We start from the raw sequence: 26,634 nt of genomic DNA on the forward strand, positions 1-26,634 counted from the left end.
CCTCGAGGTCCCGGCCGGGCCGGATCGTGTGAGAGCGGGCGACGGGAATCGAACCCGCGTAATCAGTTTGGAAGACTGAGGCTCTACCATTGAGCTACGCCCGCACGAACACACCGCAGACCGTACGGCCGGGCCCGAAGGCGCCGACCACGGGACCGCGGTACGGGAAGCATCGTAGCGGGTCACACCCCCGCGGTGCACACCGCCTTTCCCGCTCCCCGCGATGCCCCCGACCACGCTCGGGAGCCCGCTCCCCACCGGCCCGGAAATGCGGGGCCGGTACCGACGGCGGGCATGTACCCTACGTGTCGCACCGACGGGGTGTGGCGCAGCTTGGCAGCGCGTCCGCTTTGGGAGCGGAAGGCCGTGGGTTCAAATCCCGCCACCCCGACCACCTGCGTATTTCGCGCCCACGCGGGGCCGGCCGAGGCCCTCGCCCCGCACGGCGGACCGCCCACCCTCTCCGGTGGCGGCAGGGTCATGATCGCCTTTTGGGGCGGGTACCTGCTGCGGTTACTATGCAAGCTGCGCGCCCGTGTGTCTCATGTCTGAAGTTCTCCCGGGCGACCAATCCGCTGCAGCTGTCTGGCTCACGAAGTCTTTGGCTCAGCAATCCCAGAAGTCAGCCATCAAGGAGACCGAACCGTGAAGAGCGCCGTGGAGACCCTGAACCCGACCCGGGTTCGGCTCACTGTCGAGGTGCCCTTCGAGGAGCTCAAGGACAGCCTCGACGCGGCGTACAAGAAGATCAACCAGCAGGTCACGGTGAAGGGCTTCCGCAAGGGCAAGATCCCGGCCCGCGTCATCGACCAGCGGTTCGGCCGCGGAGCGGTCCTCGAAGAGGCCGTCAACGAGGCGCTCCCGAAGTTCTACACCGAAGCGGTGAACGAGGCGGAGCTCAACGTCCTCGGTCAGCCCGAGGTCGACATCACCGAGCTGAAGGACGGCGAGACGCTGAACTTCACCGCCGAGGTCGACGTCCGCCCCTCCCTCGAGATCCCGGACTACTCCGGCATCGAGGTCGAGGTCGACGCGGTCGAGGTCACCGACGAGGACGTCGAGAAGTCGGTCAACGAGCTGCGTGACCGCTTCGCCTCCACCAGCCCGGTCGAGCGCCCCGCCGTCGAAGGTGACGTCGTCACCATCGACCTGGAGGCCAAGGTCGACGGCGAGGTCCTCGAGGACGGCGTCGCCAGCGGCGTCTCGTACACGATCGGCTCCGGCGAGCTGCTCGACGGCATCGACGAGGCCGTCACCGGTCTCGAGGCCGGCGGCGAGGCCACCTTCACNACCGGTCTCGAGGCCGGCGGCGAGGCCACCTTCACCTCCGAGCTCAAGGGCGGCAGCGCCGAGGGCAAGGAGTCGGAGGTCACGGTCAAGGTGACGCAGGTCGCCGCCCGTGAACTGCCCGAGCTCGACGACGACTTCGCGCAGCTGGCCAGCGAGTTCGACACGCTCGACGAGGTGAAGGCGGACAGCCGCAAGCGCCTCGAGAACATGAAGCAGTACGACCAGGCCACCCAGGCCCAGGAGCGCGTGCTCGACAAGCTCCTCGAGCTGGTCGAGGTGCCCGTCCCCGAGAAGCTGCTCGAGGACGAGGTCGGCACCCGCAAGCACAACCTGGAGCACCACCAGCTCGGTCAGATGGGCCTCGACCTCGAGGGTTACCTGAAGATCCAGGGCAAGACGGTCGAGGAGTTCGAGGCCGAGACCAAGGAGCAGGCGGTCAAGGGCATCAAGACGCAGTTCGTCCTCGACGAGCTCGTCAACAAGGAGAAGCTCAACGTCAGCCAGGAGGAGCTCACCGAGCACCTCATGCGGCGTGCGGCGTCCTCCGGCATGAGCCCCGACCAGTTCGCCCAGGCGGTCGTCGAGGGCGGCCAGGTGCCGATGCTGGTGGGCGAGGTCGCCCGCGGCAAGGCCCTCGCGGTGGTCGTCGAGGCGGCCACGGTCAAGGACACGAACGGCGAGGTCGTGGACCTCTCGGACGAGGACGAGTCGGCGGAGTCGGCCACGGCCGACGAGTCCGCGGAGTCCGCGGAGGCCGCCGAGGCGGAGGCCGAGGCCAAGAACGAGTCCTGACCGACTCGGCCCGCTGCGCCCCGAACCCCTGCCCACCGCGCTTCCGCGCGGGGGTGGGGGTTCGTCGTTACCCCCTGCAGCCGTCCGGCGCCATCTCCAGGCTGCCCTGGACCACTTCAGCCCGTCGGGCACCAAAGTCAGCCCGGCGGGCACTCTCTCAGCCCGTCCGGCGTTTGAGGACATCTTTTGACCGGCGGTCAAGGCACGTGGCTTCCAGGGCTCCGCCCCGGACCCCGCTCCTCAGGCGCCGGAGGGGCTGATTGGGGCGCTGCCCCGGACCCCGCTCGTCAAACGCCGGAGGGGCTGGATGGGCAGCGCCGGACGGGCTGGATGGGCAGCGCCGGAAGGGCGGAATGGGCAGCGCCGAAGGGGCTGGGTGAGCGAGGGGGCGCGGGGCGCCGAGGCGCCCGGCCCTCACCCGTACCCCGCCGGGAGGCCACCCTGCGCTCACAGCGAACAGCTGCCTCCTCGGGATTCACCGGAGGGACCCGCGCGTTAGGGTCCATAACTACGAGGGCAGGGGAGCCCCCGAACCGCCGCAGAAGCGGCGAGCGCACGGGCCCCGAGCCCGCAGAAGACGTGAGACGGCCCGGCGCCGTCGTAAGACGAGCAGGTGGATACGTGACGAATCTGATGCCCTCCGCCGCCGGCGAGCCCTCCATCGGTGGTGGTCTCGGCGACCAGGTCTACAACCGGCTGCTCAACGAGCGGATCATCTTCCTCGGCCAGCCCGTGGACGACGACATCGCGAACAAGATCACCGCGCAGCTGCTGCTTCTCGCCGCTGACCCGGACAAGGACATTTTCCTTTACATCAACAGCCCCGGCGGCTCCATCACGGCCGGCATGGCGATCTACGACACCATGCAGTACATCAAGAACGACGTGGTGACCATCGCCATGGGCATGGCCGCCTCGATGGGCCAGTTCCTGCTCAGCGCGGGCACCCCCGGCAAGCGCTTCGCGCTGCCGCACGCGGAGATCCTGATCCACCAGCCCTCGGCCGGCCTGGCCGGCTCCGCCTCGGACATCAAGATCCACGCGGAGCGCCTGCTGCTGACCAAGAAGCGGATGGCGGAGCTGACCGCGCACCACACCGGGCAGTCCGTGGAGCAGGTCACCCGGGACTCCGACCGCGACCGCTGGTTCGACCCGCAGGAGGCCAAGGAGTACGGCCTCATCGACGACATCATGCCCACCGCGGCCGGCATGCCGGGCGGCGGCGGCACCGGGGCCTGAGCCCCCTATTCGACAGGCTCTCGCCCCGACGCCGACACCTTCAGGAGATTCACAGTGAACGACTTCCCCGGCAGCGGCCTCTACGACAGGCTGCGCGCCGACTCCGCCTCCGGCGAGTACCGCGGTCCGCAGGCCGAGTCCCGCTACGTGATCCCGCGCTTCGTGGAGCGCACCTCGCAGGGCGTGCGTGAGTACGACCCGTACGCGAAGCTCTTCGAGGAGCGGGTGATCTTCCTCGGCGTCCAGATCGACGACGCCTCGGCCAACGACGTCATGGCGCAGCTGCTCTGCCTGGAGTCGATGGACCCCGACCGTGACATCTCGGTCTACATCAACAGCCCCGGCGGCTCCTTCACCGCGCTCACGGCCATCTACGACACCATGCAGTTCGTGAAGCCGGACGTACAGACGGTGTGCATGGGCCAGGCCGCCTCGGCCGCCGCGGTCCTGCTCGCGGCCGGCACCCCGGGCAAGCGCATGGCGCTGCCGAACGCCCGCGTGCTGATCCACCAGCCGTACAGCGAGACCGGCCGCGGCCAGGTCTCCGACCTCGAGATCGCGGCGAACGAAATCCTGCGGATGCGTTCGCAGCTCGAGGAGCTCCTCGCCAAGCACTCGACGACGCCGCTGGAGAAGATCCGCGACGACATCGAGCGCGACAAGATCCTCACCGCCGAGGACGCCCTCGAGTACGGCCTGATCGACCAGATCATCTCCACCCGGAAGATGAACAACGCCTCGGTCTGACCCGACCCAGCAGTAACTGCCTTCCCTCGGCGCGGTCCGCTCCTTCAGCGAACCGCGCCAAGGGGGGCCCGAACGAGGGGCCGGGCAAGGTACCGTCGGAGATTGAGGCACCAGGAGACCGTCCCAAGGGCGTCTCCCAGGCGAAGGGGAAGCACCTCGTGGCACGCATCGGTGACGGCGGCGATCTGCTCAAGTGCTCGTTCTGCGGAAAGAGCCAGAAGCAGGTCAAGAAGCTCATCGCAGGCCCCGGTGTGTACATCTGCGACGAATGCATCGATCTCTGCAACGAGATCATCGAGGAAGAGCTCGCCGAGACCAGCGAGGTGCGTTGGGAGGAACTGCCCAAACCTCGCGAGATCTACGAGTTCCTCGAGGGCTACGTCGTCGGCCAGGAGGCCGCGAAGAAGGCCCTCTCGGTCGCGGTGTACAACCACTACAAGCGGGTCCAGGCAGGGGAGAACGGCGGTTCGGCCGGCCGTGAGGACGCCATCGAACTGGCCAAGTCCAACATCCTGCTGCTCGGCCCGACCGGCTCGGGCAAGACGCTTCTGGCCCAGACCCTGGCCCGGATGCTGAATGTCCCGTTCGCCATCGCCGACGCCACCGCACTCACGGAGGCGGGCTATGTCGGCGAGGACGTCGAGAACATCCTCCTGAAGCTCATCCAGGCCGCGGACTACGACGTCAAGAAGGCCGAGACGGGCATCATCTACATCGACGAGATCGACAAGGTCGCCCGCAAGAGCGAGAACCCGTCGATCACGCGTGACGTCAGCGGCGAAGGCGTCCAGCAGGCACTGCTCAAGATCCTCGAGGGCACCACCGCCTCCGTACCGCCGCAGGGCGGACGCAAGCACCCGCACCAGGAGTTCATCCAGATCGACACGACGAACGTGCTGTTCATCGTGGGCGGTGCCTTCGCCGGCCTGGAGAAGATCATCGAGGGCCGGGCGGGCGCCAAGGGCATCGGCTTCGGCGCGACGATCCACTCGAAGCGGGAGCTCGCGGAGAAGGACCAGTTCGAGGACGTGATGCCGGAGGATCTGGTGAAGTTCGGGATGATCCCCGAGTTCATCGGCCGCCTCCCCGTCATCACCTCGGTGCACAACCTGGACCGCGAGGCGCTCCTGCAGATCCTCGTCGAGCCGCGCAACGCCCTGGTGAAGCAGTACCAGCGCCTCTTCGAACTCGACGGCGTGGAGCTGGACTTCGAGCGCGAGGCGCTGGAGGCGATCGCCGACCAGGCCATCCTCCGTCAGACCGGTGCGCGCGGACTGCGCGCCATCATGGAGGAGGTCCTCCAGGCGGTGATGTACGAAGTGCCGTCCCGCAAGGACGTCGCCCGCGTGGTCATCACCCCCGACGTGGTGCACTCCAACGTCAACCCGACGCTGGTGCCCCGCATCGTCGGAAAGAAGGAAGGCCCGCAGGAGAAGAGCGCGTAGCCACCCCGAGCACGCGAGAGGGGCCCCGGTCGACCGACCGGGGCCCCTCTGCCGTACGCCGTGCCGTCCACGTCACTTCTTGACGCGGACCTCCTTGCGGACCTTGGCGGTGGTCTCGGCGACGTCCGCCGGGTCGGCGACCTTTTCGGCGGCCAGGTCGGCGAAGTCCATCGGGAGTACGAGGCCGATGGTGCTCTTGTCGCCCCAGGCGCAGAAGGTCATCGTCATCGACTTCGGCTCGCCTGCGGACGGCTGGTCGTTGTCCATCTTCGCCTGCTGGCACTTGAGGACGGCGCCGTCGAGGGACGAGGGCTCGTAGGCCTTCGGCTCGCCGATCAGGTTGATGTCCTCATCGGAGCCACCCGACTGCGACTCCGTCTTCATCTGGGCGAAGAGCGCGTCCACGGCCTTCTCCGGGTCGGCGACCTTGCCGTAGACACCGCCGAACGTCAGCATGCGCTGCGTCATCGGGTTGTCCTTGTCGCCGGCCTGGTAGGTGGCGCTCACACTGACGGGGTCCTTGACGCCCCACTCGTCGGCCTTCTTCATGTCGTCGGCGTCGCCCGGGCCGCTGCCGCCGTTGCTGCCGTCGCCCTTCTTGTACTCCGACAGCAGCGTCGCCGGCGTGGTCAGCTTGTGCGGGCCATCGTCCTTGATGTCGCCGCCACCGCCACCGCTGCTGACGTTCTTGCCGCCGCCGTTGTCGTCGTCACCGCCGGACGTCGCGAGGTAGATGCCGCCGCCGACCAGGGCGAGGGCGACCACCGCGGCCGCCACGATGAGGCCGGTCTTCTTGCCGCCGCCACCGCCCGGCGGGGGCGGCGGGACCTGGCCGTAGGGGTCCTGGCCGTAGGGCTGCTGCGGCTGCTGGCCGTACGGGCCGGGCTGCTGCGGCTGGCTGTAGCCGCCCTGCTGACCGTAGCCACCCTGCTGCGGTGCGCCCTGCGGGGCCTGCTGCGGGTAGCCGTAGCCGGGCTGGGGTGCCTGCGGCTGCTGGCCGTAGGGGCCCTGCTGGCCGTAGGGCCCGGGCTGCTGGGGCTGGCCGCCGTACGGGCCCGGCTGGTTGTAGCTCATTGCGTGGGTTCCCCTCCGAACGCTTATGTCGTCCGAACATCCTGGCGGAAGAAGACGCAGTACGGGACAGCGGGGGTCACACCGTTACCGAAGAATCCGGTTTCGGGACGGGACTGTGACGGCAGGTCGTGCCCGCGGAGCCCCGTGCGGCGCTCGCGGTGTCCGGTGCGCGCTCTCGGTGCGCCGGCCGGAAGTCCTCGTACTGGACGTACTTGGGCTTTCGGGCGGTGCGGCGAGTGGGGGCACCCCCGGCCGAAGGCTGGGGGAGCGTGCCGGGCGCCGTGAGCGCTGTGCGGGGCTCCGCGGGGACGGCCTAAACTGTGCGGCGTGACCGAGAACTCAGCGTTTCAGCCCGCGCCCGACTCCGAACTGCCGAAGACCTACGCTCCGGCCGATGTAGAGGGGCCGCTCTACGAGCGCTGGGTAGAACGGGGTTACTTCGAGGCCGACGCCAAGAGCGACAAGCCCCCGTACACGGTCGTCATCCCCCCGCCGAACGTCACGGGCAGCCTGCACCTCGGCCACGCCTTCGAGCACACGCTGATCGACGCCCTGACCCGCCGCAAGCGCATGCAGGGGTACGAGACGCTGTGGCAGCCCGGCATGGACCACGCGGGCATCGCCACCCAGAACGTCGTCGAGCGCGAGCTCGCCAAGGAGTCCAAGTCCCGCCACGACCTGGGCCGCGAGGCCTTCGTCGAGCGCGTCTGGCAGTGGAAGGGCGAGTCCGGCGGCCAGATCTCCGGCCAGATGAAGCGCCTCGGCGACGGCGTCGCCTGGTCCCGCGAGCGCTTCACCATGGACGAGGGCCTCTCGCAGGCCGTCCAGACCATCTTCAAGCGGCTCTACGACGACGAGTTGATCTACCGCGCCGAGCGGATCATCAACTGGTGCCCGCGCTGTCTGACCGCGATCTCCGACATCGAGGTCGAGTACCAGGATGACGACGGCGAGCTGGTCTCCATCCGCTACGGCGAGGGCGACGACGCCCTGGTCGTCGCCACCACCCGGGCCGAGACGATGCTCGGCGACACCGCCGTCGCCGTCCACCCGGACGACGAGCGCTACCGGCATCTGGTCGGCACCGAGATCGAACTGCCGCTCACCGGCCGCCGTATCCCGATCGTCGCGGACGAGCACGTCGACCCCGAGTTCGGCACCGGCGCGGTCAAGGTGACGCCGGCCCACGACCCGAACGACTTCGAGATCGGCCAGCGGCACGGCCTGCCCAACATCGCGGTCATGGACGAGCACGCGATCATCACGGCGCATGGCCCCTTCCAGGGCCTTGACCGCCTGGAGGCCCGCTCGGCGATCGTCGCCGCGCTGCGCGCCGAGGGCCGCATCGTCGCCGAGAAGCGCCCGTACACCCACTCCGTCGGCCACTGCTCGCGCTGCAAGACGACCATCGAGCCGCGCCTTTCGATGCAGTGGTGGGTCAAGGTCGGCCCGCTCGCGAAGGCCGCCGGTGACGCGGTCCGCGACGGCCGGGTCGCGATCCACCCGCAGGAGATGGAGAAGCGCTACTTCGACTGGGTCGACAACCTGCACGACTGGTGCATCTCGCGCCAGCTGTGGTGGGGCCACCGCATCCCGGTCTGGTACGGGCCGAACGGCGAGGTCGTCTGCGTCGGCCCCGACGAGCAGCCGCCGAGCGGCGAGGGCTGGACGCAGGACAACGACGTCCTGGACACCTGGTTCTCGTCCGGCCTGTGGCCGTTCTCCACGCTCGGCTGGCCCGAGCAGACCGAGAGCCTCGCGAAGTTCTATCCGAACTCGGTCCTGGTCACCGGCTACGACATCCTGTTCTTCTGGGTCGCCCGGATGATGATGTTCGGCCTCTACGCGATGGACGGCACCCCGCCGTTCCACACCATCGCCCTGCACGGCATGGTCCGCGACCAGTTCGGCAAGAAGATGTCCAAGTCCTTCGGGAACGCGGTCAATCCGCTCGACTGGATGGACACATACGGCTCCGACGCGCTGCGCTTCACGCTGGCCCGCGGCGCCAACCCGGGCACCGACGTCCCGATCGGCGAGGACTGGGTCCAGGCCTCCCGGAACTTCGCCAACAAGATCTGGAATGCCACCCGCTTCGCCCTGATGAACGGCGCCACGGTCGAGGGCGAACTCCCGCCCGCCGAGCGCCTGTCGGCGACGAACCGGTGGATCCTGTCCCGGCTCGGCGAGATCGTCGAGGAGGTCGACGGACTCTACGAGGACTACCAGTTCGCGAAGCTCAGCGAGGCGCTGTACCACTTCGCCTGGGACGAAGTCTTCGACTGGTACGTGGAGTTGACCAAGACCACCTTCCAGGAGGGCGGTCAGGAGGCCGAGGACACCAAGCGGGTCCTCGGCGAGGTCCTGGACGTCACCCTGAAGCTGCTTCACCCGGTCGTCCCGTTCGTCACCGAGACGCTGTGGACCACGCTCACCGGCAAGGAGTCCCTGGTCGTCGCCGACTGGCCGGCCGACAGCGGCTTCCGCGACGAGGCGGCCGAGCGGGAGATCGAGACGCTGCAGCAGGTCATCACCGAGGTCCGGCGCTTCCGCTCCGACCAGGGCCTGCAGCCCGGTCAGAAGGTCCCGGCCAGGCTCGCCCTCGACGGCACGGCGCTCGCCCCGCACGAGGCGGCCATCCGCCAGCTGCTCCGACTGCAGCCGGAGGGCGAGGGCTTCCATGCCACGGCGACCCTGCCGGTCTCGGGCGCCACGGTCTCCCTCGACCTGTCCGGCACGATCGACGTGGACGCCGAGCGCAAGCGCCTCACCAAGGACCTGGGCGCCGCCGAGAAGGAGAAGGCCCAGGCGGAGGCCAAGCTGCGGAACGAGGCGTTCCTGGCCAAGGCCCCCGACCAGGTCGTCGACAAGATCCGCGGCCGGCTCACCAAGGCCGAGGCGGACATCGAGCGCATCGGCCGCCAGTTGGAGAACCTCCCGGCGGCCTGACCGACCGCGCACCCGCATCACACACGGGCGCCCTGTCACCTCCGAGAAGGAGGCGGCAGGGCGCCAGTGTGCGCGGTCTCAGGTCCGGGCCGCGGCGAGCGGTTCGGGTCCGGCAGATCCGGCCAGCGGTCCGGCCGGCGCGGGGACCGGGGGAGCCGCGGTCTCGTACGGGACCGGCCGGAGGTCGAGCCCGAGCCGTACCAACTCCGCCTCCGCGAGCGCGTCCAGAGTGTCCGGGTCGCCCTCACGCCAGCCCTCGGCGAGGCTTCCCGGTGTGCTGTCGGGCAGCGCCGCGGCGGTACGGGCCACCTCGTCGAGCGGGCGCATCAGGGAGCGCAGGGCGAGCAGTTCACGCCCGTCCTCGCAGGCCGCGAGCTCGTGCGCGGCCTGCGCCTGCCGGATCCAGCGCAGCCGCCGGGGCAGCCAGACGGCGAGCACGAACCCGGTCGGCACCACGAACACCAGGCCGGCGCAGGCCGCCGCGGCGACATCGACGAGGAGCCCGTCGCCGCGGCCCGCGAGCCGGCCGCCCGCCCCGGCCACACCGCGCAGCGCGTCCTCCAGGCGGTCACCGACGAAGGGCACCCTGGCGGCCGAGTCCCCGGCCCGGTCGAGCCGGGCGTCACCGGCCGCCGCGCCTCCGCCCGGCCGGGCGAGCAGCCGGACGAGACGGTGGGCGCCGACCGCGAGTGCGGCCCACAGGGCCACCCACAGCGCTACGGAGGTGTCGCCGACGAGCTGCCGCGTGCGTCGGCCGGGGTGCTGGGCGTACCACATGTCCGCATTGGACCGGTTGCAGTGGCCCCGTGGCCTGCCTGCCTCGCCGAGAACGGCCGTCGATCACTCGAGAATCACTCAATAAGGTCAGATGCTCCGGAGCCCGGCCCGCGCGGGCGATCGCCACGGTGCCGGACGCTCACCGAGGTGCCGGCCGGGCGGCGGGGGAGAGTGTCGGCGTACGTCCGTAGACTGGCCCCGTGAGTGAGCTCCCCCCGCACGACAGCCCGCACGACGGCGGATCCGACGACCCCGACGGCCGTTCTCCCGACGAGATCGACGAGATCGACGAGATCGACGAGTTCGACGAGATCGTCGGCGAGGCCACCGACCGCGACCCCGACCTCGCGGTGATCGAGGCCGGCAGCCGCACCCTGCGCACCCAGTCGGGCCCGCCCTCGGGCGACATCCCGGCCCGCCCCGAGGACCCGGAGGTGGACGCAGCGCTGCGCGCCGTCGAGGCCGATCTCGCCACCCGCTGGGGCGAGACCAAGCTCGAGCCCTCGGTGGACCGCATCGCCGCCCTGATGGACGTGCTCGGCGAGCCGCAGCGCGCATACCCGTCGATCCACATCACGGGCACCAACGGCAAGACGAGCACGGCCCGCATGATCGAGGCGCTGCTCGGCGCCTTCGAGCTGCGCACCGGCCGGTACACCTCGCCGCACGTCCAGTCGATCACCGAGCGGATCAGCCTGGACGGCGCGCCGATCAGCGCCGAGCGCTTCATCGAGGCGTACGACGAGATCAAGCCGTACGTGGAGATGGTGGACGCGCAGCAGCCGTACCGCCTGTCGTTCTTCGAGGTGCTCACCGGCATGGCGTACGCGGCCTTCGCGGACGCCCCGGCCGATGTGGCGGTCGTCGAGGTCGGCATGGGCGGCAGTTGGGACGCGACCAATGTGATCGACGGGGACGTCGCCGTGGTCACCCCCATCGACCTCGACCACACCGACCGGCTCGGCGACACCCCCGCCGCGATCGCGGAGGAGAAGGCCGGGGTCATCAAGCAGGACGCCACGGTGATCCTGGCCCAGCAGCCGGTCGACGCCGCACAGGTCCTGCTGAAGAAGGCCGTCGAGGTGAACGCCACGGTGGCCCGCGAGGGCATGGAGTTCGGCGTCGTGTCCCGACAGGTCGCCGTCGGCGGCCAGTTGGTCACCCTGCGCGGACTCGGCGGCGAGTACGAGGGTGTCTTCCTGCCGCTGCACGGCGCCCACCAGGCGGCCAACGCGGCGGTGGCCCTCGCCGCCGTGGAGGCGTTCTTCGGCGTCGGCGCGCAGCGCCCCGAGCCGCTCGACATCGACACCGTCCGGCAGGCCTTCGCCGCGGTCGTCTCGCCCGGCCGGCTCGAAGTGGTGCGCCGCTCGCCGACGGTCGTCCTGGACGCCGCGCACAATCCCGCCGGCGCACGGGCCACCGCGGCGGCGATCGGCGAGGTCTTCGACTTCAGCCGGCTGATCGGCGTGGTCGGCGCCAGCGACGGCAAGGACGTGCGCGGGCTGCTCGAGGCCTTCGAGCCGATCTTCGCGGAGATCGTCGTGACACAGAATTCGAGCGGCCGCGCGATGGACGTGGACGCCCTGGCCGCACTCGCCGTCGAGGTGTTCGGCGACGACCGGGTCCAGGTCGAACCACGTCTCGACGACGCCCTGGAGGCCGCCGTCACCCTGGCCGAGGAAGAAGGCGAGTACGCGGGCGGTGGCGTCCTGGTCACCGGTTCCGTCATCACGGTCGGCGAGGCCCGACTGCTCCTGGGGAGGGGCTGAATTCGATGCGTACGCTGTGTGCTTCCACCTTGATCGGTGAATTCTTCGTGATCGGATTCGCGGGGCTCGTCGCGATGAAGGACCCGGATCTGTCGATGGCCACGGTGTGGACGGTGTCCGGTGTCGCGATGGTCCTGTGCATCCTGCTCTGCGGAGTGATCACCAGGCCCGGCGGTGTGCAGCTCGGCTGGGCTTTGCAGGGCGCACTCGTGCTCAGCGGATTCGTGGTGCCGACGATGTTCTTCCTCGGCGTCTGTTTCGCCGGTCTTTGGTGGGCGTCGGTGCATTTCGGCCGCAAGGTGGACGAGGCGAAGGCCCGCTTCGCGGCGCAGGCGGAGGCCGTCGGCGAACCCGAAGGTAACGCCGCGTAGCCGCCCCGGGTATCGTCGCCTCATCCCACGAATCGCCTGAGTCCCACCGAGATTCACGTACCTTGCTTTGGAGTCGCACATGAGCCAGCGCACCCTCGTCCTGCTGAAGCCCGATGCCGTACGCCGCGGTCTGATCGGTGAGATCGTCGGCCGCATCGAGCGCAAGGCCGAATGGACGATTCAGGCGCTGGAGCTGCGCACCCTGAGCCAGGACACCCTGGAGCAGCACTACGGCGAGCACCAGGGCAAGCCCTTCTACGAGCCGCTCATGGAGTTCATGGCCTCCGGTCCCGTCGTCGCGCTGGTCGTCGACGGCGAGCGGGTCATCGAGGGGGTGCGCGCGCTCGCCGGTCCGACCGACCCGATCGCCGCCGCGCCCGGTTCGATCCGCGGCGACTTCGGCACCATCGTCCGGGAGAATCTGATCCACGCATCGGACTCCGAGGAGTCCGCCGCGCGCGAGCTCAAGATTTTCTTCCCCGGACTTTTCTGATTCCGGCGAACGATCACGCATTCCCGGGCTTCCGCCGGTGACCGTCTTCTGAGGCATCGTCAGAATTGCCTGGTCCGTGACCTGGGGTGGCCGCGAATTCCGCGGCATCCCCAGGTCACGCGCATATGCAGGCCGATCGGGGGAACGCATCCTTCCGTCGGCTCGTCCCCATTAGCGGGGCGGCGAATCATCTGCTGACAATGGCGGAGACCCTCGCGCCGTGTCCGTGCAGGCGAGACTACGATGTACACCTCACGCCACTGTGCTCGAACTCCCGACCTAACCAGCCATCAAACGCTCCACTTGGGAAGGCCAGACGCTCCTGATGGGAACCAACATGTCGTTCATCGGCCGTGACATGGCTGTCGACCTCGGGACCGCCAACACGCTCGTGTACGTCAGAGGGCGAGGGATCGTACTCAACGAGCCGTCGGTCGTGGCCGTCAACACGAACACGGGTGGCATCCTCGCGGTCGGCGCCGAAGCGAAGAAGATGATCGGCCGCACCCCCGGCAACATCGTCGCGGTCCGCCCGCTGAAGGACGGCGTCATCGCCGACTTCGAGATCACCGAGCGGATGCTCCGCTACTTCATCCTCAAGGTCCACAAGCGCCGTTACCTCGCGCGCCCCCGCGTCGTCGTCTGCGTGCCCTCCGGCATCACCGGAGTCGAGCGCCGCGCGGTCATCGAGGCCACCACCCAGGCCGGCGCCCGCCAGGTGCACATCATCGAGGAGCCCATGGCGGCCGCCATCGGCTCCGGCCTCCCGGTCCACGAGGCCACCGGCAACATGGTCGTGGACATCGGCGGCGGCACCACCGAGGTCGCCGTGATCTCGCTGGGAGGAATCGTCACGGCACAGTCCATCCGCGTCGCCGGCGACGAGCTGGACAATGCGATCATCCAGCACATCAAGAAGGAGTACTCGCTCCTCCTCGGCGAGCGCACCTCCGAGCAGATCAAGATCACCATCGGTTCGGCGTACGACATGGACTCCGACGAGCACACCGAGATCCGCGGCCGCGACCTGGTCAGCGGACTCCCCAAGACCGTGGTGATCTCCGCCGCCGAGGTCCGCAAGGCCATCGAGGAGCCGGTCAACGCGATCGTCGACGCGGTCAAGACCACCCTCGACAAGTGCCCGCCGGAGCTCTCCGGTGACGTGATGGACCGCGGCATCGTTCTCACGGGTGGCGGCGCCCTGCTGCGCGGCCTCGACGAACGGCTGCGCCGCGAGACCGGCATGCCGATCCACATCGCCGAGGACCCGCTCGACTCGGTGGCGCTCGGATCCGGCAAGTGTGTGGAGGAGTTCGAGGCGTTGCAGCAGGTGCTCGACGCCTCACCGCGCAGATGACGGGGGACCCGTCCCGGGTCCTGCAACACAGGCAAGATCACCATTCCGATGAGGAAGGCACGGCCGCCGCACGTGAGGGACACACGAGAGAGCCGGCTGCTCCTGGTGCTGCTGGTCGCCATCGCGTTCGCACTGATCACGGTGGACATCCGGGGCGGCGAGGAGTCTCCGGTCGACGGTGCCCGGCAGGCCGCCGCGACCGTCTTCGGCCCTGTGGAGAACGGCGTCTCCGCCGCCGTCGACCCGATCGGCAACGCCATCTCCGCCGTCCGTGACTCCGGCGAGCGGCACAACCGCATCGCCGAACTCGAGCGGGACAACGCGGCGCTGAAGGCGAAGCTCGGCAGCGACGACCGCAACCGCAGCAAGGTCCGGCAGCTCGACAAGATGCTCAAGACCGCCGGAGCCGGCCAGTACGGCATCAAGGGCGCCCAGGTCATCGCGATAGGAGCGGCCCAGGGCTTCTCCTGGACCGTCACCATCGACTCCGGTGCCAACGACGGCCTCAAGCGCGACATGACGGTGCTCAACGGCGACGGACTGGTCGGCCGCGTCACCACCGTCGGCCCCAACACCGCGACCGTACTGCTCGCCAACGACCCGGACTTCACCGTCGGCACCCGCATGGAGGGCAACGACGAACTGGGCTTCGCCACCGGCCAGGGCGACCGCAACATCTCGGTGCAGCTCCTCAACGGCAAGGCGAAGGTCAAGAAGGGCGACCGGCTCGTCACCTTCGGCTCGCAGGCCGACAAGCCGTTCGTCCCCGGGGTGCCCGTCGGCACCGTCGCCCGCGTCGACCCCTCCGGCGGCGACCTCACCCGGAACGTCTTCGTCAAGCCGTACGTCGCCTTCAGCCAGCTCGACATCGTCGGCGTCGTCGTGGAGGCCCCCCGCACCGACCCGCGCGACAAGGTCCTGCCGGAGCCCAAGAAGCCGAAGCCGACGCCCACCGTGACCGTCACCGTCACCCCCGGCGCACCGCCGCCCGACGGCGAGCAGCCCGAGGACGGCGCCGACGGACAGCCGCAGGACGGCGACGGCGCAGGCGCCCAGCCGCAGGACGACGGCGGCGCACCGCCGCAGAACGACCAGGAGTGATCTGATGCGAGTGAACCGGATGCTCCTGTCCACCGTCCTGGTCGTCGTCTCCCTGGTGATCCAGGTCAGCGTCCTCTCCCGACTTCATCTGCCCGGCGCCACCCCCGACCTGGTGCTGCTCGTCGTGCTCGGCCTCGCGATGGTCTACGGCCACGTCGGCGGCGCGTTCATCGGCTTCGGCGCCGGACTCCTCGCCGACCTGGCACCACCCGCCGACCACGCGGCCGGCCGGTACGCCCTGGTCCTGTGCGTCATCGGCTACCTCGCCGGACTGGTCAAGCCGGAGTCCGGGCAGGTGCGCACCGCCACCGGACCGATGGCCGTGGTCGTCGGCGCCGCGATCGGCTCGACACTGCTCTACGCCGGCGTCGGCGCCCTCGTCGGCGACACCGCCGCACGCCATGTCGGGCTCGGCAGCCTGCTGTTCACCGCCACCCTGTACGACCTACTGCTTGCGCCGTTCGTCGTACCCGCCGTGATGGCGCTGGCCAGACGAGTGGAGAACGATCCGCTCGGCGAGACGAGCGGCGGCGGCTCCAAGGCCGGCGGCGTCTCCACCGGCTGGCTCACGGCCGGCTCCTCGATGCGGATCGGCAGCCAGCGCGGCGGAGGTCTGCGCGGCAGCGCACTGCGCTCCGGCGGCGGGCTCCGCGGCGGCGGACTGCGCGGCAAGACGGCCAAGTCCAAGGTGGCCCGCGCCGGACGCATCAAGGGGGTCAAGCGGCTGTGACCAACTCCCACCCGTCTCCCACCGCCACCCTTCCAACGAATGGGCTGCGCCCATGACCAACTCCCACCCGTCTCCCACCACCACCCTTCCAACGAATGGGCTGCGCCCATGACCAACATCCCTGAGACGGGGCGCACCCCCCGGGTCCAGATCCGGCTGATCATCCTGCAGATCCTCGTGCTGTCCCTGCTGCTCACCCTCGGCGGCCGCCTCTGGTACCTCCAGGTGCGCAACGGCGACGAGTACGCCGACGAGGCCAACGGCAACCACGTGCAGCGCGTCGTCGACCCCGCCGTACGCGGCTCCATCCTCGACGCCCGCGGCGTACCGCTCGCCGACAACGAGACCCGCCTCGTCGTCTCCGCGTCCCGCACCGAGCTGATGAAGATGAAGGACGACGGCGACGCCGTCCTCACCCGGCTCGCCGAGGTCCTCGACATGAAGCCCAAGGACGTCGCCGACAAGGTCCGCCTCTGCGACGCCAAGACCCCGCAGCCCTGCTGGAACGGTTCGCCGTACCAGCCCATCCCGATCACCGACGAGGCCACCGCCAAGCAGGCGCTGCAGATCCGCGAGCGCGCCGAGGACTTCCCCGGCATCACCGCCGAGCCCACCGCCGTACGCCGCTACACCGCACCCGGCAAGGCCAACACCGCCCAGGTACTCGGCTATCTCTCCCCGGTCACCGACGAGGAGATCACCGAGTCCGAGAACACCGACTCGCCCTACCTGCGCTCCGACCAGGTCGGCCGATCCGGACTCGAGCGGACCTACGACAAGCAGCTGCGCGGCAAGGCGGGCGTCACCGCGTACGAGGTCGACAAGCTCGGCCGTGTGATGGGCAAGACCCAGAGCGACCGGGCCCAGCCCGGCTCCAACATCGTCACCAGCATCGACGCCGAGGTCCAGCGGGTCGCCGAGTACGAGCTCAACGAGGCGATGAAGAACGCCCGCAAGGAGTTCGACAAGAACACCAACCGGAACTACAAGGCCGACGCCGGCTCCGTCGTCGTCATGGAGTCCAAGACCGGCCGCGTCGTCGCCATGGCCTCCAACCCGGACTACGACCCGAACGCCTGGGTCGGCGGCATCTCCGGCAAGGACTACGACAAGCTCACCGGCAAGGGCTCCAACAACCCGCTCCTGAACCGCGCCATCCAGGCCCAGGCCGCCCCCGGCTCCATCTTCAAGGTCATCCCGACCACGGCCGCGGTGAACGCGGGCTACGACTTCAACGGCCGCTACCCCTGCCCCAGTTCGTACTCCATCGGCGGCCAGACCTTCACCAACTTCGAGTCCGAGGGCCACGGCAGCATCACCCTCGGCCAGGCCCTCGAGGTCTCCTGCGACACCGTCTACTACCGCCTTTCGCACGACCAGTGGAAGAAGGACGGCGGCAACACCCCCAAGAAGGGCGCCCAGGACTGGTTCTACAAGACCGCCCACCAGTTCGGTCTCGGCAAGGAGACGGGCATCGACCTGCCCAACGAGGTCAAGGGCCGCGTCCCCGACCGCCAGTGGAAGAAGGACTACTGGGAGGCCAACAAGGACGCCTGGTGCAAGCAGGGCAAGAAGAACGGCGACTACGTCGAGCGCATCGCCTACGAGAACTGCCTCGAGGGCATGAAGATGCGCGCCGGTGACTCGGTCAACTACTCCATCGGACAGGGCGACACCCTCGTCACCCCCATCCAGATGGCCACCATCTACGCCGCCCTCGCCAACGGCGGCACCATGCACGACCCCAGCATCGGCAAGGCCGTCGTCAGCCCCGACGGCAAGTCCGTCGAGGAGATCAAGCCCAAGTCGCACGGCAAGCTGCCGATGAACGCCAAGACCCGCGACTTGATAGACGGTGCCCTCGAAGGCGTCGCCACCCGCGGCACCGCCGCCTGGCGCTTCGGCGGCTGGCCGCAGGACAAGATCCCGATGCACGCGAAGACCGGTACCGCCGAGGTCTACGGCAAGCAGACCACCTCGTGGTTCGCCACGTACACCAAGGACTTCACCGTCATCATGACCATCTCCCAGGGCGGTACCGGATCCGGCGCCTCCGGACCCGCCGTACGCAAGATCTACGACGCGATGTACGGCCTCGACGAGAACGGCAAGCAGGACAAGAAGAAGGCACTGCTGCCCAAGCCCGAGAGCTCGCTGCCGAAGATCCAGTCCGACGGCTCCATCGACCCGCCGAAGATCAAGGACTACGTGCCGACCGAGGAAGAACCGCCCGCCGAGGAGAACGTGGCGGCCGGACCCCCGGCCACAGCGGCAGGGAGGCGCGACTGATGGGCGGCTTCTCCGTATCGGGCTACGGACCCGAACGCGGCACCTGGTCCAAGCTCCTGGCCCGCGACTCCCTGGCCCGGCGCCTGGACTGGCCGATGCTGCTCGCCGCGATCGCCCTGTCCATGATCGGCACCGCCCTGGTCTACTCGGCGACCCGCAACCGCAGCGAACTGAACCAGGGCGACCCGTACTACTTCCTGATCCGGCACGTCCTGAACACCGGCATCGGGCTCGCCCTGATGATCGGCACCATCTGGCTCGGCCACCGCACCCTGCGCACCGTCGTACCGATCCTCTACGGCGTGTCCGTCTTCCTGATCCTCCTGGTGCTGACCCCGCTCGGCACCACGATCAACGGCGCCCACGCCTGGATCAAACTGCCCGGCGGATTCTCCCTGCAGCCCTCCGAGTTCGTGAAGATCACGATCATCCTGGGCATGGCCATGCTGCTCGCCGCACGGGTCGACGCGGGCGACCGCGACCACCCCGACCACCGCACCGTCATGCAGGCACTCGGCCTCGCCGTCGTCCCGATACTGATCGTGCTCCTCATGCCCGACCTCGGTTCGGTCATGGTCATGGCCGTCATCGTGCTCGGCGTCCTGCTCGCCTCCGGCGCCTCCAACCGCTGGGTGTTCGGACTCCTCGGCGCGGGCACCGCAGGCGCACTCGCCGTCTGGCAGCTCGGACTGCTCGACGACTACCAGATCGCCCGCTTCGCCGCCTTCGCCAACCCCGCACTCGACCCGGCCGGCGTCGGCTACAACACCAACCAGGCCCGTATCGCCATCGGCTCCGGCGGCCTGACCGGCACCGGACTCTTCGAAGGCAGCCAGACCACCGGCCAGTTCGTGCCCGAGCAGCAGACCGACTTCGTCTTCACCGTGGCCGGCGAGGAACTCGGCTTCCTCGGCGCCGGACTGATCCTCGTCCTGCTCGGCGTGGTCCTCTGGCGCGCCTGCAGCATCGCGCGCCACACCACCGAGCTCTACGGCACGGTCGTCGCCGCCGGCATCATCGCCTGGTTCGCCTTCCAGACCTTCGAGAACATCGGCATGACCCTCGGCATCATGCCCGTCGCCGGACTGCCGCTGCCCTTCGTCAGTTACGGCGGCACCTCGATGTTCGCCGTCTGGATCGCCGTGGGACTGCTGCAGTCGATCAAGGTGCAACGACCGATGTCCGCCTGATCAGCACTTTCCGCGCCCGAGGGGACTCCCACCGGCCGCCATTCGCGACTAAATTCACTTCATGGCGGAGACGAAGCGCGAGATCGAGCGGAAGTACGAAGCCGGAACCGACGTCGCACTGCCCGACCTGACCAGAATCGCCGCCGTCGCGGCGGTCGTCGACCGAGGCGTCGTCGAACTCGACGCCACCTACTACGACACGGCCGACCTGCGCCTCGCGCGCTCGGCCCGCACCCTGCGCCGGCGCACCGGCGGCGACGACGAGGGCTGGCACCTCAAACTCCCCGTCGGCGACGGCGTACGCGACGAGATCCACGCACCCCTCACCACCACCGTGCCGCGCACCCTCGCCGGCCTCGTACGGTCCCGGACCCGTACCGCGGAACTGCTGCCCGTCGTACGACTGCGCTCCTCGCGCGACGTCCGGCACCTCATGGACGGCGACGGTGCGCTGCTCGCCGAGGTCGCCGTGGACACGGTGCACGCCGAACGGCTGGCTCCCGACGGCGCCGGGACCGCCACCTGGACCGAGATCGAGGTCGAACTCGCCGACGGGGGTGACCCGGCCTTCCTCGACCGGGTCGACAAGCGGCTGCGCAAGGCCGGGATCGTACCGGCGGGTTCGGCGTCCAAGCTCGCGCGGGCACTGGCGGAGACGGAACCGCGGACGAAGCCGGGGCCGGAGCGGAAGTCCGCGAACAAGACCAAGGCCGAGGCCAAGACCAAGGCCAAGGCCAAGGCAAAGTCCAAGGGCGGGAAAGCGAAGAGCAAGAAGGTCGCAGCCGAGAAGGCCGAAGCCGAGCCCGCCGCCACAGCCGTCCTCGCCTACCTCCGCACCCAGCGCGACGCCCTTGTCGACCTCGACCCCGACGCCCGCCGCGACCTCCCCGACTCCGTCCACCAGATGCGCGTCGCCACCCGCCGCCTGCGCAGCGCACTGCGCAGCTACGGCAAGATCCTCGACCGCCGCATCACCGACCCCGTCGGCGACGAACTCAAATGGCTGGCCGGCGAACTCGGCATCGACCGCGACCGCGAAGTCCTCACCGAACGCATCCGCGAAGCCCTCACCGACCTCCCGCGCAACCTTGTCACCGGCCCGGTACGCGGCCGCCTGCGCACCTGGTCCGCCGCCCGCCGCCTCGGCTCCCGCCGCCACCTCATAGCCGTACTCGACTCCCGCAGGCACCTCGACCTGCTCGACACCCTCGACGCCCTGCTCGCCGACCCGCCCCTCACGGACGCGGCCGCGCAGCCCGCCGAACCGGCCCTCACCAGAGCCGTACGACGCGACTACCAGCGCCTCGCCACCCTCGTCGAGGAAGCACTCGCCGCCCCACCCGCCACCCAGGAACGCGACACCGCGCTGCACGAGGCCCGCAAGAAGGCCAAACGCGCACGCTACGCCGCCGAGGCCGCCGCCCCCGCACTCGGCAGACCCGCCCGCCGCCTCGTCACCGACCTCAAGGCCCTGCAGACCCTGCTCGGCGAACACCAGGACAGCGTGATGGCCCGCGAGGCCCTGCGCGACCTCGCCGCCCAGGCCCACGCGGCGGGCGAGAACTCCTTCACGTACGGCGTCCTGCACGGCCGCGAGGAACGGGCCGCCGCAGCCGTCGAGGCGGAACTGCCGGGCCGGTGGGCCGCAATCGGCAGGGCACTCGTCGTCTGACGGACCCGGCCGGTCCGGCGGCCGTCCCGGAGCGGGTCATGGGAAGACCCTCGGCCACGTTAGGCTTGGGGGTCACCCCAGCCCGCTCACGAAGGTTCGCGAGATGTCTGTCGAGTCGGTCTTCCCACAGCTCGAGGCCCTGCTCCCGCATGTGCAGAAGCCGATCCAGTACGTCGGCGGAGAGCTCAACTCCACCGTCAAGCCGTGGGACGAGTGCGAGGTCCGCTGGGCCCTCATGTACCCGGACGCCTACGAGGTCGGCCTGCCCAACCAGGGCGTCATGATCCTCTACGAGGTGCTCAACGAACGCGAGGGCGTACTCGCCGAGCGCACCTACAGCGTCTGGCCCGACCTCGAAGAACTGATGCGCGAGCACCGGGTCCCGCAGTTCACCGTCGACAGCCACCGCCCGGTGAAGGCCTTCGACGTCTTCGGCCTCTCCTTCTCCACCGAGCTCGGCTACACCAACATGCTCGCCGCCCTCGACCTGGCCGGCATCCCGCTCGAGTCGAAGGACCGCACCCTCGACGACCCGATCGTCCTGGCCGGCGGCCACGCGGCCTTCAACCCCGAGCCCATCGCCGACTTCATCGACGCCGCGGTCATCGGCGACGGCGAGCAGGCCGTCCTCGACATGACCGAGATCATCCGCGCCTGGAAGGCCGAGGGCCGCCCCGGCGGACGCGACGAGGTCCTCTTCCGCCTCGCCAAGACCGGGAACGTCTACATCCCGCGCTTCTACGACGTCGAGTACCTGCCCGACGGCCGCATCGGCCGCGTCGTCCCCAACCGCTCCGGCGTCCCGTGGCGCGTCTCCAAGCACACCGTCATGGACCTCGACGAGTGGCCGTACCCGAAGCAGCCGCTCGTCCCGCTCGCCGAGACCGTGCACGAGCGGATGTCCGTGGAGATCTTCCGCGGCTGCACCCGCGGCTGCCGCTTCTGCCAGGCCGGCATGATCACCCGCCCCGTGCGCGAGCGCAGCATCACCGGCATCGGCGAGATGGTCGACAAGGGCCTCAAGGCCACCGGCTTCGAGGAGGTCGGCCTGCTCTCCCTCTCCTCCGCCGACCACAGCGAGATCGGCGACATCGCCAAGGGCCTCGCCGACCGGTACGAGGAGGACAAGGTCGGCCTCTCGCTGCCGTCCACCCGGGTCGACGCCTTCAACGTCGACCTCGCCAACGAGCTCACCCGCAACGGCCGCCGTTCCGGCCTCACCTTCGCCCCCGAGGGCGGCTCGGAGCGGATGCGCAAGGTCATCAACAAGATGGTCTCCGAAGAGGACCTCATCCGGACCGTCGCCACCGCCTACGGCAACGGCTGGCGCCAGGTGAAGCTCTACTTCATGTGCGGCCTGCCCACCGAGACCGACGAGGACGTCCTGCAGATCGCCGACATGGCGACCAACGTCATCGCCAAGGGCCGCGAGGTCTCCGGCAAGGGCGACATCCGCGCCACGGTCTCCATCGGCGGCTTCGTGCCCAAGCCGCACACGCCCTTCCAGTGGGCCCCGCAGCTCTCCGCCGAGGACACCGACGCGCGCCTCGGCAAGCTCCGCGACAAGATCCGCGGCGACAAGAAGTACGGCCGCTCCATCGGCTTCCGCTACCACGACGGCAAGCCCGGCATTGTCGAGGGCCTGCTCTCCCGCGGCGACCGCCGCATCGGCGCGGTCATCCGCGCCGTGTACGACGACGGCGGCCGCTTCGACGGCTGGCGCGAACACTTCAGCTACGACCGCTGGATGGCCTGCGCCGACAAGACCCTGCCCGCCTACGGCGTCGACGTCGACTGGTACACCACCCGCGAGCGCACCTACGAGGAGGTCCTGCCCTGGGACCACCTCGACTCCGGACTCGACAAGGACTGGCTCTGGGAGGACTGGCAGGACGCCCTCGACGAGACCGAGGTCGACGACTGCCGCTGGACTCCGTGCTTCGACTGCGGGGTCTGTCCTCAGATGGACACCAGTATCCAGATCGGCCCGACCGGCAAGAAGCTGCTCCCGCTGACCGTGGTCAAGTAGCCCCGGCTGCCGGGGCGTTGCCGCGCCCCGGCACCATGGGCCCATGCCTCGCCTCGTCGCTCCCGACCCCCGGTTCCGTATCTCCTTCGTCGCCGCCATGGCGGAGTTCGCCGCCGCGGACGAGTTCTTCGGCGACACCCTGGCGCGCGAGCTGACCCTGTACGGCGACGACTGGCGCACCGACCGGGGCTTCGCCCGCTATGTGGCGGCGCTCGAGGACGAGGCCCGCGAAGAAGGCGCCCGTCCGGCGGGTTTCGTGCCCGCCACCTGGTACTGGTACGTGGACGGCGAGACCTTCCTCGGCCGCATCCAGGTCCGCCACCGCCTCACCGCCTTCCTGCGCGACTTCGGCGGACACATCGGATACGGCGTACGCCCCGCCGCGCGCCGCCGCGGCCATGCCCGGGCCATGCTGCGCGACGTACTGCCGTACGCGCGGGCGCTCGGGCTCGACGAGGTCCTGGTGACCTGCGACGTCGACAACACCCCTTCCCGCAAGGTGATCGAGGGCTGCGGCGGGGTCCTCGAGGACGTGCGGGGCGGGAAGCTGCGGTACTGGGTGAGCGCCGGATGCATCCGGGGAGGGGTGTGAAGCGTCCTCGTGCGTATGGAACTCGAGGGGCGCGCATCCGGGGAGCCGACCGCACCGGGCGAGGGATGCCTGGTGGTGGCCGTCCGGCTGCCGGTGCGGATCATCGTCCTGGTGCTCGTCGTGCCGATCCGGATGGTCTGGGACCTGGTGGCCTCCGCAGGACGGTTCGTGGGACGGACGCTGCTGCTGCCGTTCGGCCGCGGGCTCGCGTGGCTGGGGCGGATGCTGTTCGCGCTGCCCGCGGTGTTCCTGTGGCAGCGGGCGCTGAAGCCTCTGGCCGGCGCCCTCGCCACCGGCTGCGTCTGGCTGGCCAGGGCGTTGTTCGTCCGGCCGTGGGTGGGCTTGTGGCGGTACGTGGTGGCGCCGACGGGGCGGGCACTGGCCCGGCTCGGCCACGTGCTCATCGTGGTGCCCGCGATGTGGCTCCACGCGCGCGTGCTCACTCCGATGGGGCACTTCCTTGCCTGGTCGGGCGGCCACTTGGCGACCGGGGCGGCCCTGCTGTGCCGGGGCTTGGGCACGTGCCTGTCCTACCTGGCCAAGGTGTTGTTCGTCTGGCCGTGGGTGGGCCTGTGGCGATACGTGGTGGTGCCTACGGGACGGGCACTGGCCTGGCTCGGGCTGATGCTGATCGTGCATCCGGTGATGTGGCTCTACGCGCGCGTGCTCACTCCGATGGGGCACGGGTGCCGATGGCTCGGCAAGGCGGCGCTCGCCGTGGTCGGCGCGGTCCTGTACTGGACGCTGCGGATTCTGGTCGTGCTGCCCGCCCTTTTCCTCTGGCGGTGGATTCTCGTACCCCTGGGCCGGGCACTCGCCGTCGTGGCGCGGGAGGTCGGCGACGCGCTCGGGCATGCCTGGCGCGCCGCGGGCCGGGTCTCACGCGCCGTGGGCCGATTCCTGGCACTCGTACTGCGCTGGACGTTCGTCGAACCTGCCCGCAGGGTCTACAGGACGGTGCTCACTCCGGTCGGACACCTGGTCCGGGACGGCATCTGGCGTCCGGCCGCCCGTGCGGCCCGGAGCGCCGGCCGTGCCGCACGGCAGGCCGCGACCAGTGCCGTCGACAGCGCACGGCAGGCACGCGCCGAGGTGCGGCGGATGCTCTTCGGCGGACCGGGACCGGCACGGAAGCCGATCGCGACTGCCGAGCCCCGGCGGGAACTCCCGGACGGTGGGCCGCGTACTCTGGAAAAGAGGTCCGAGTCCGTGCCGTCCCCGTCCGTACGGGGGTGGTGACCGGGTCCGGCCGGAGAAGCCCCGCCGATGCGGGGGGCGGTCCATGGGCCGCCGTACACGAGGAGACTTGACCCTGGGCAAGCGACAGCCCGAAGGCCCGCCGCCCGCACCCGCGGTGCAGCGCATCCGACTGCGATACACCAAGCGCGGCCGCCTCCGGTTCACCAGCCACCGCGACTTCCAGCGCGCCTTCGAGCGCGCCCTGCGTCGTGCCGAGGTGCCGATGGCGTACTCGGCAGGTTTCACACCGCACCCCAAGGTGTCGTACGCCAATGCCGCCCCCACCGGCACGGGCAGTGAGGCCGAGTACCTGGAGATCGCGCTCGTCGACCGCCGCGACCCCGAGCCGCTCAGGCAGCTGCTCGACGCCTCGCTGCCGGACGGCATCGACATCACCGACGCCGTCGAGGCCCGGACCTCGGGCCTGGCCGACCGGCTGCAGGCCTCCGTGTGGGAGCTCAGGCTCGACGGGGTCGGCGAGGAGGAGGCGGAGCGCGCCGTCGCGGCCTTCCTTGCCGCAGCGACCGTCGAGGTCGAGCGCCGTACGAAGAACGGCATGCGGAGCTTCGACGCACGCGCCGCGGTCGCGGAGCTCGCGGTGGTTCGTCCGGGCCCGGACGGTGGTGCAGGTGAGGCCGGTGATGCGGCGGAGGTTGACGCCGGGCGTATCAATAGGCCGGGGGACGGGCGCTGTGCGATACTGCGCCTGGTCGTTCGGCACGTGACGCCTGCCGTTCGACCCGACGACGTCCTGTCCGGTCTCCGAGCTGTGGCCGACCTGGCGCCGCGGGTCGCCGCAGCGGTGACCAGGCTGGCGCAGGGGCTTTTCGATGAGGAGTCCGGCACGGTGACCGACCCGCTCGCGCCCGACCGCGAGGCAGCCGAGACCGTATCTCCCGGTGACCCGGGAGGCGGCGTGCTGACCGCCGCGGCGGCGCAGGTGCCGGAAGGCCCCGCGTAGGGACGTACGTCGTAGCGCAGCCCTCGTACTCGGGAGCCACCAGGGTCGGGCAGCGCACTGACCACAAGACTTTCGCCAGGCCGTGCGTACATCGCGTAGGGAACCGGCGAGACCAGACAGCCAAGACTATGAAGCTTCCGTGCGGCGCCCACGCCCGTCGGACGGCGGCCCCGCGCAATCCGCGGAGGCCGCGGACGTCACCCGACAGGGCGAGGCGCCCGGGAGCCCGACGGGAGAACCGCCCGCATGCTCGAGCCCAACGACCCCGTGACCGGGGACGCCGAAGAACAGAACGACGCACCTGGCGACAAGCTGCCGCCGCGCCGCAGGCGCCGTGCCGCATCCCGCCCCGCAGGCCCGCCGGTGGCGGCCGAGACCGACACCGCGGCGGCCGTACAGGCCGGACAGGAGCCGGAGGACCTTCCGGACGAGGCCGGCGCCGCCGTTGCCGGTGGCGAGTCCGTCGCAGCGGCGACCGCTGCCGAGCCCACCCCGGAGCCCGAGGCGGAGGCCGCCGCGCCCGCGCGG

At 70.0% G+C, this 26,634-nt stretch carries 21 protein-coding genes, 2 tRNA genes and 1 pseudogene; 21 read left to right on the plus strand and 3 right to left on the minus strand.

From position 1 onward, the window contains the following. Window positions 1-33: 33 nt before the first annotated feature. A tRNA-Gly gene (locus DY218_RS10545) sits at window positions 34-104 on the minus strand. Between the two features lie 213 nt (window positions 105-317). Here DY218_RS10545 and DY218_RS10550 point away from each other — a divergent pair. The 6 genes and pseudogenes from DY218_RS10550 (at window position 318) to clpX (ending at window position 5,513) form a co-directional block, all read left to right on the plus strand. After that, window positions 318-394: transfer RNA gene (locus DY218_RS10550), tRNA-Pro, on the plus strand. Window positions 395-645: 251 nt separating this feature from the next. After that, on the plus strand, window positions 646-1,289 hold a 644-nt coding region (tig, locus tag DY218_RS34995), incomplete at its 3' end, for a trigger factor (RefSeq protein WP_233521480.1). 1 nt (window position 1,290) lies between these two features. Further along, window positions 1,291-2,082 (plus strand): annotated as a pseudogene (locus tag DY218_RS35000) (trigger factor); the annotation flags it as partial. 633 nt (window positions 2,083-2,715) lie between these two features. Beyond that, window positions 2,716-3,321 carry an ATP-dependent Clp protease proteolytic subunit gene (locus DY218_RS10560; protein WP_199566691.1) on the plus strand — a complete coding sequence of 202 codons (606 nt, stop codon included), beginning with the start codon at window positions 2,716-2,718 and terminating at the stop codon, window positions 3,319-3,321. Between the two features lie 54 nt (window positions 3,322-3,375). Next, window positions 3,376-4,068, plus strand: a complete 693-nt coding sequence (locus DY218_RS10565; protein WP_128555690.1) for an ATP-dependent Clp protease proteolytic subunit — start codon at window positions 3,376-3,378, stop codon at window positions 4,066-4,068. Between the two features lie 158 nt (window positions 4,069-4,226). Next, entirely contained in the window at window positions 4,227-5,513 is a 1,287-nt protein-coding gene (gene clpX / locus DY218_RS10570; protein WP_128555691.1) for an ATP-dependent Clp protease ATP-binding subunit ClpX, read from the plus strand. A gap of 72 nt (window positions 5,514-5,585) precedes the next feature. Here clpX and DY218_RS10575 read toward each other — a convergent pair whose 3' ends face one another. Then, window positions 5,586-6,587 (minus strand): hypothetical protein, encoded by a 1,002-nt coding sequence (locus DY218_RS10575; protein ID WP_128555692.1) that lies wholly within the window; start codon window positions 6,585-6,587, stop codon window positions 5,586-5,588. Between the two features lie 327 nt (window positions 6,588-6,914). Here DY218_RS10575 and DY218_RS10585 point away from each other — a divergent pair, with 327 nt between their 5' ends. Next, a complete protein-coding gene (locus DY218_RS10585; RefSeq protein WP_128555693.1) occupies window positions 6,915-9,536 on the plus strand; it encodes a valine--tRNA ligase in 2,622 nt (873 codons plus the stop codon). A 78-nt stretch (window positions 9,537-9,614) separates the two neighbouring features. Here DY218_RS10585 and DY218_RS10590 read toward each other — a convergent pair whose 3' ends face one another. Next, entirely contained in the window at window positions 9,615-10,313 is a 699-nt protein-coding gene (locus tag DY218_RS10590) for a hypothetical protein (protein ID WP_233521482.1), read from the minus strand. A 200-nt stretch (window positions 10,314-10,513) separates the two neighbouring features. Between DY218_RS10590 and folC the strand changes: the two genes are divergently transcribed. The 14 genes from folC to DY218_RS10660 form a co-directional block, all read left to right on the plus strand. After that, complete coding sequence (gene folC / locus DY218_RS10595) at window positions 10,514-12,082, plus strand: bifunctional tetrahydrofolate synthase/dihydrofolate synthase (protein ID WP_407703598.1); 1,569 nt, start codon at window positions 10,514-10,516, stop codon at window positions 12,080-12,082. 5 nt (window positions 12,083-12,087) lie between these two features. Further along, the gene (locus tag DY218_RS10600) at window positions 12,088-12,453 is read left to right on the plus strand and encodes a DUF4233 domain-containing protein (RefSeq protein WP_128555694.1); all 366 of its coding nucleotides are present in this window, start codon (window positions 12,088-12,090) and stop codon (window positions 12,451-12,453) included. 79 nt (window positions 12,454-12,532) lie between these two features. Next, window positions 12,533-12,946, plus strand: coding sequence for a nucleoside-diphosphate kinase (ndk, locus tag DY218_RS10605; protein ID WP_128555695.1), 414 nt, complete (start codon window positions 12,533-12,535; stop codon window positions 12,944-12,946). A 337-nt stretch (window positions 12,947-13,283) separates the two neighbouring features. After that, window positions 13,284-14,303, plus strand: coding sequence for a rod shape-determining protein (locus tag DY218_RS10610; protein WP_128555704.1), 1,020 nt, complete (start codon window positions 13,284-13,286; stop codon window positions 14,301-14,303). Between the two features lie 72 nt (window positions 14,304-14,375). Next, a complete protein-coding gene (mreC, locus tag DY218_RS10615) occupies window positions 14,376-15,404 on the plus strand; it encodes a rod shape-determining protein MreC (protein WP_128555696.1) in 1,029 nt (342 codons plus the stop codon). A 4-nt stretch (window positions 15,405-15,408) separates the two neighbouring features. Continuing rightward, window positions 15,409-16,134: a rod shape-determining protein MreD gene (gene mreD / locus DY218_RS10620; RefSeq protein ID WP_128555697.1), complete on the plus strand. Its 726-nt coding sequence runs from the start codon at window positions 15,409-15,411 to the stop codon at window positions 16,132-16,134. A gap of 108 nt (window positions 16,135-16,242) precedes the next feature. Continuing rightward, window positions 16,243-18,423 carry a penicillin-binding protein 2 gene (gene mrdA / locus DY218_RS10625; RefSeq protein ID WP_128555698.1) on the plus strand — a complete coding sequence of 727 codons (2,181 nt, stop codon included), beginning with the start codon at window positions 16,243-16,245 and terminating at the stop codon, window positions 18,421-18,423. After that, complete coding sequence (rodA, locus tag DY218_RS10630; protein WP_128555699.1) at window positions 18,423-19,613, plus strand: rod shape-determining protein RodA; 1,191 nt, start codon at window positions 18,423-18,425, stop codon at window positions 19,611-19,613. Before mrdA ends, rodA begins: the two co-directional genes overlap by 1 nt. Before the next feature lie 61 nt (window positions 19,614-19,674). After that, a complete protein-coding gene (locus DY218_RS10635; RefSeq protein ID WP_128555700.1) occupies window positions 19,675-21,285 on the plus strand; it encodes a CYTH and CHAD domain-containing protein in 1,611 nt (536 codons plus the stop codon). 103 nt (window positions 21,286-21,388) lie between these two features. Further along, on the plus strand, window positions 21,389-23,314 hold the full coding sequence (locus DY218_RS10640) for a TIGR03960 family B12-binding radical SAM protein (protein ID WP_128555701.1): 1,926 nt from the start codon (window positions 21,389-21,391) through the stop codon (window positions 23,312-23,314). A gap of 43 nt (window positions 23,315-23,357) precedes the next feature. Next, window positions 23,358-23,906, plus strand: a complete 549-nt coding sequence (locus tag DY218_RS10645) for a GNAT family N-acetyltransferase (protein ID WP_128555702.1) — start codon at window positions 23,358-23,360, stop codon at window positions 23,904-23,906. Window positions 23,907-23,921: 15 nt separating this feature from the next. Then, the gene (locus DY218_RS10650; RefSeq protein WP_128555705.1) at window positions 23,922-25,145 is read left to right on the plus strand and encodes a hypothetical protein; all 1,224 of its coding nucleotides are present in this window, start codon (window positions 23,922-23,924) and stop codon (window positions 25,143-25,145) included. Window positions 25,146-25,260: 115 nt separating this feature from the next. Then, the gene (locus tag DY218_RS10655; protein WP_128555706.1) at window positions 25,261-26,106 is read left to right on the plus strand and encodes a TIGR03936 family radical SAM-associated protein; all 846 of its coding nucleotides are present in this window, start codon (window positions 25,261-25,263) and stop codon (window positions 26,104-26,106) included. 246 nt (window positions 26,107-26,352) lie between these two features. Then, the coding region (locus DY218_RS10660; RefSeq protein ID WP_147336134.1) for a hypothetical protein at window positions 26,353-26,634 on the plus strand (282 nt) is incomplete at its 3' end.

It is taken from the genome of Streptomyces triticagri (assembly GCF_003429565.1).
Taxonomy (GTDB): domain Bacteria; phylum Actinomycetota; class Actinomycetes; order Streptomycetales; family Streptomycetaceae; genus Streptomyces; species Streptomyces triticagri.

Coding starts and splice junctions, on each gene's coding strand:
- DY218_RS10560 (WP_199566691.1), top strand. CDS start 2,716: ATGCCCTCCGCCGCCGGCGAGCCCTCCATCGGTGGTGGTCTCGGCGAC.
- DY218_RS10575 (WP_128555692.1), bottom strand. CDS start 6,587: ATGAGCTACAACCAGCCGGGCCCGTACGGCGGCCAGCCCCAGCAGCCC.
- DY218_RS10590 (WP_233521482.1), bottom strand. CDS start 10,313: ATGTGGTACGCCCAGCACCCCGGCCGACGCACGCGGCAGCTCGTCGGC.
- DY218_RS10600 (WP_128555694.1), top strand. CDS start 12,088: ATGCGTACGCTGTGTGCTTCCACCTTGATCGGTGAATTCTTCGTGATC.
- ndk (WP_128555695.1), top strand. CDS start 12,533: ATGAGCCAGCGCACCCTCGTCCTGCTGAAGCCCGATGCCGTACGCCGC.
- DY218_RS10610 (WP_128555704.1), top strand. CDS start 13,284: ATGTCGTTCATCGGCCGTGACATGGCTGTCGACCTCGGGACCGCCAAC.
- mreD (WP_128555697.1), top strand. CDS start 15,409: ATGCGAGTGAACCGGATGCTCCTGTCCACCGTCCTGGTCGTCGTCTCC.
- mrdA (WP_128555698.1), top strand. CDS start 16,243: ATGACCAACATCCCTGAGACGGGGCGCACCCCCCGGGTCCAGATCCGG.
- rodA (WP_128555699.1), top strand. CDS start 18,423: ATGGGCGGCTTCTCCGTATCGGGCTACGGACCCGAACGCGGCACCTGG.
- DY218_RS10635 (WP_128555700.1), top strand. CDS start 19,675: ATGGCGGAGACGAAGCGCGAGATCGAGCGGAAGTACGAAGCCGGAACC.
- DY218_RS10640 (WP_128555701.1), top strand. CDS start 21,389: ATGTCTGTCGAGTCGGTCTTCCCACAGCTCGAGGCCCTGCTCCCGCAT.
- DY218_RS10645 (WP_128555702.1), top strand. CDS start 23,358: ATGCCTCGCCTCGTCGCTCCCGACCCCCGGTTCCGTATCTCCTTCGTC.
- DY218_RS10650 (WP_128555705.1), top strand. CDS start 23,922: ATGGAACTCGAGGGGCGCGCATCCGGGGAGCCGACCGCACCGGGCGAG.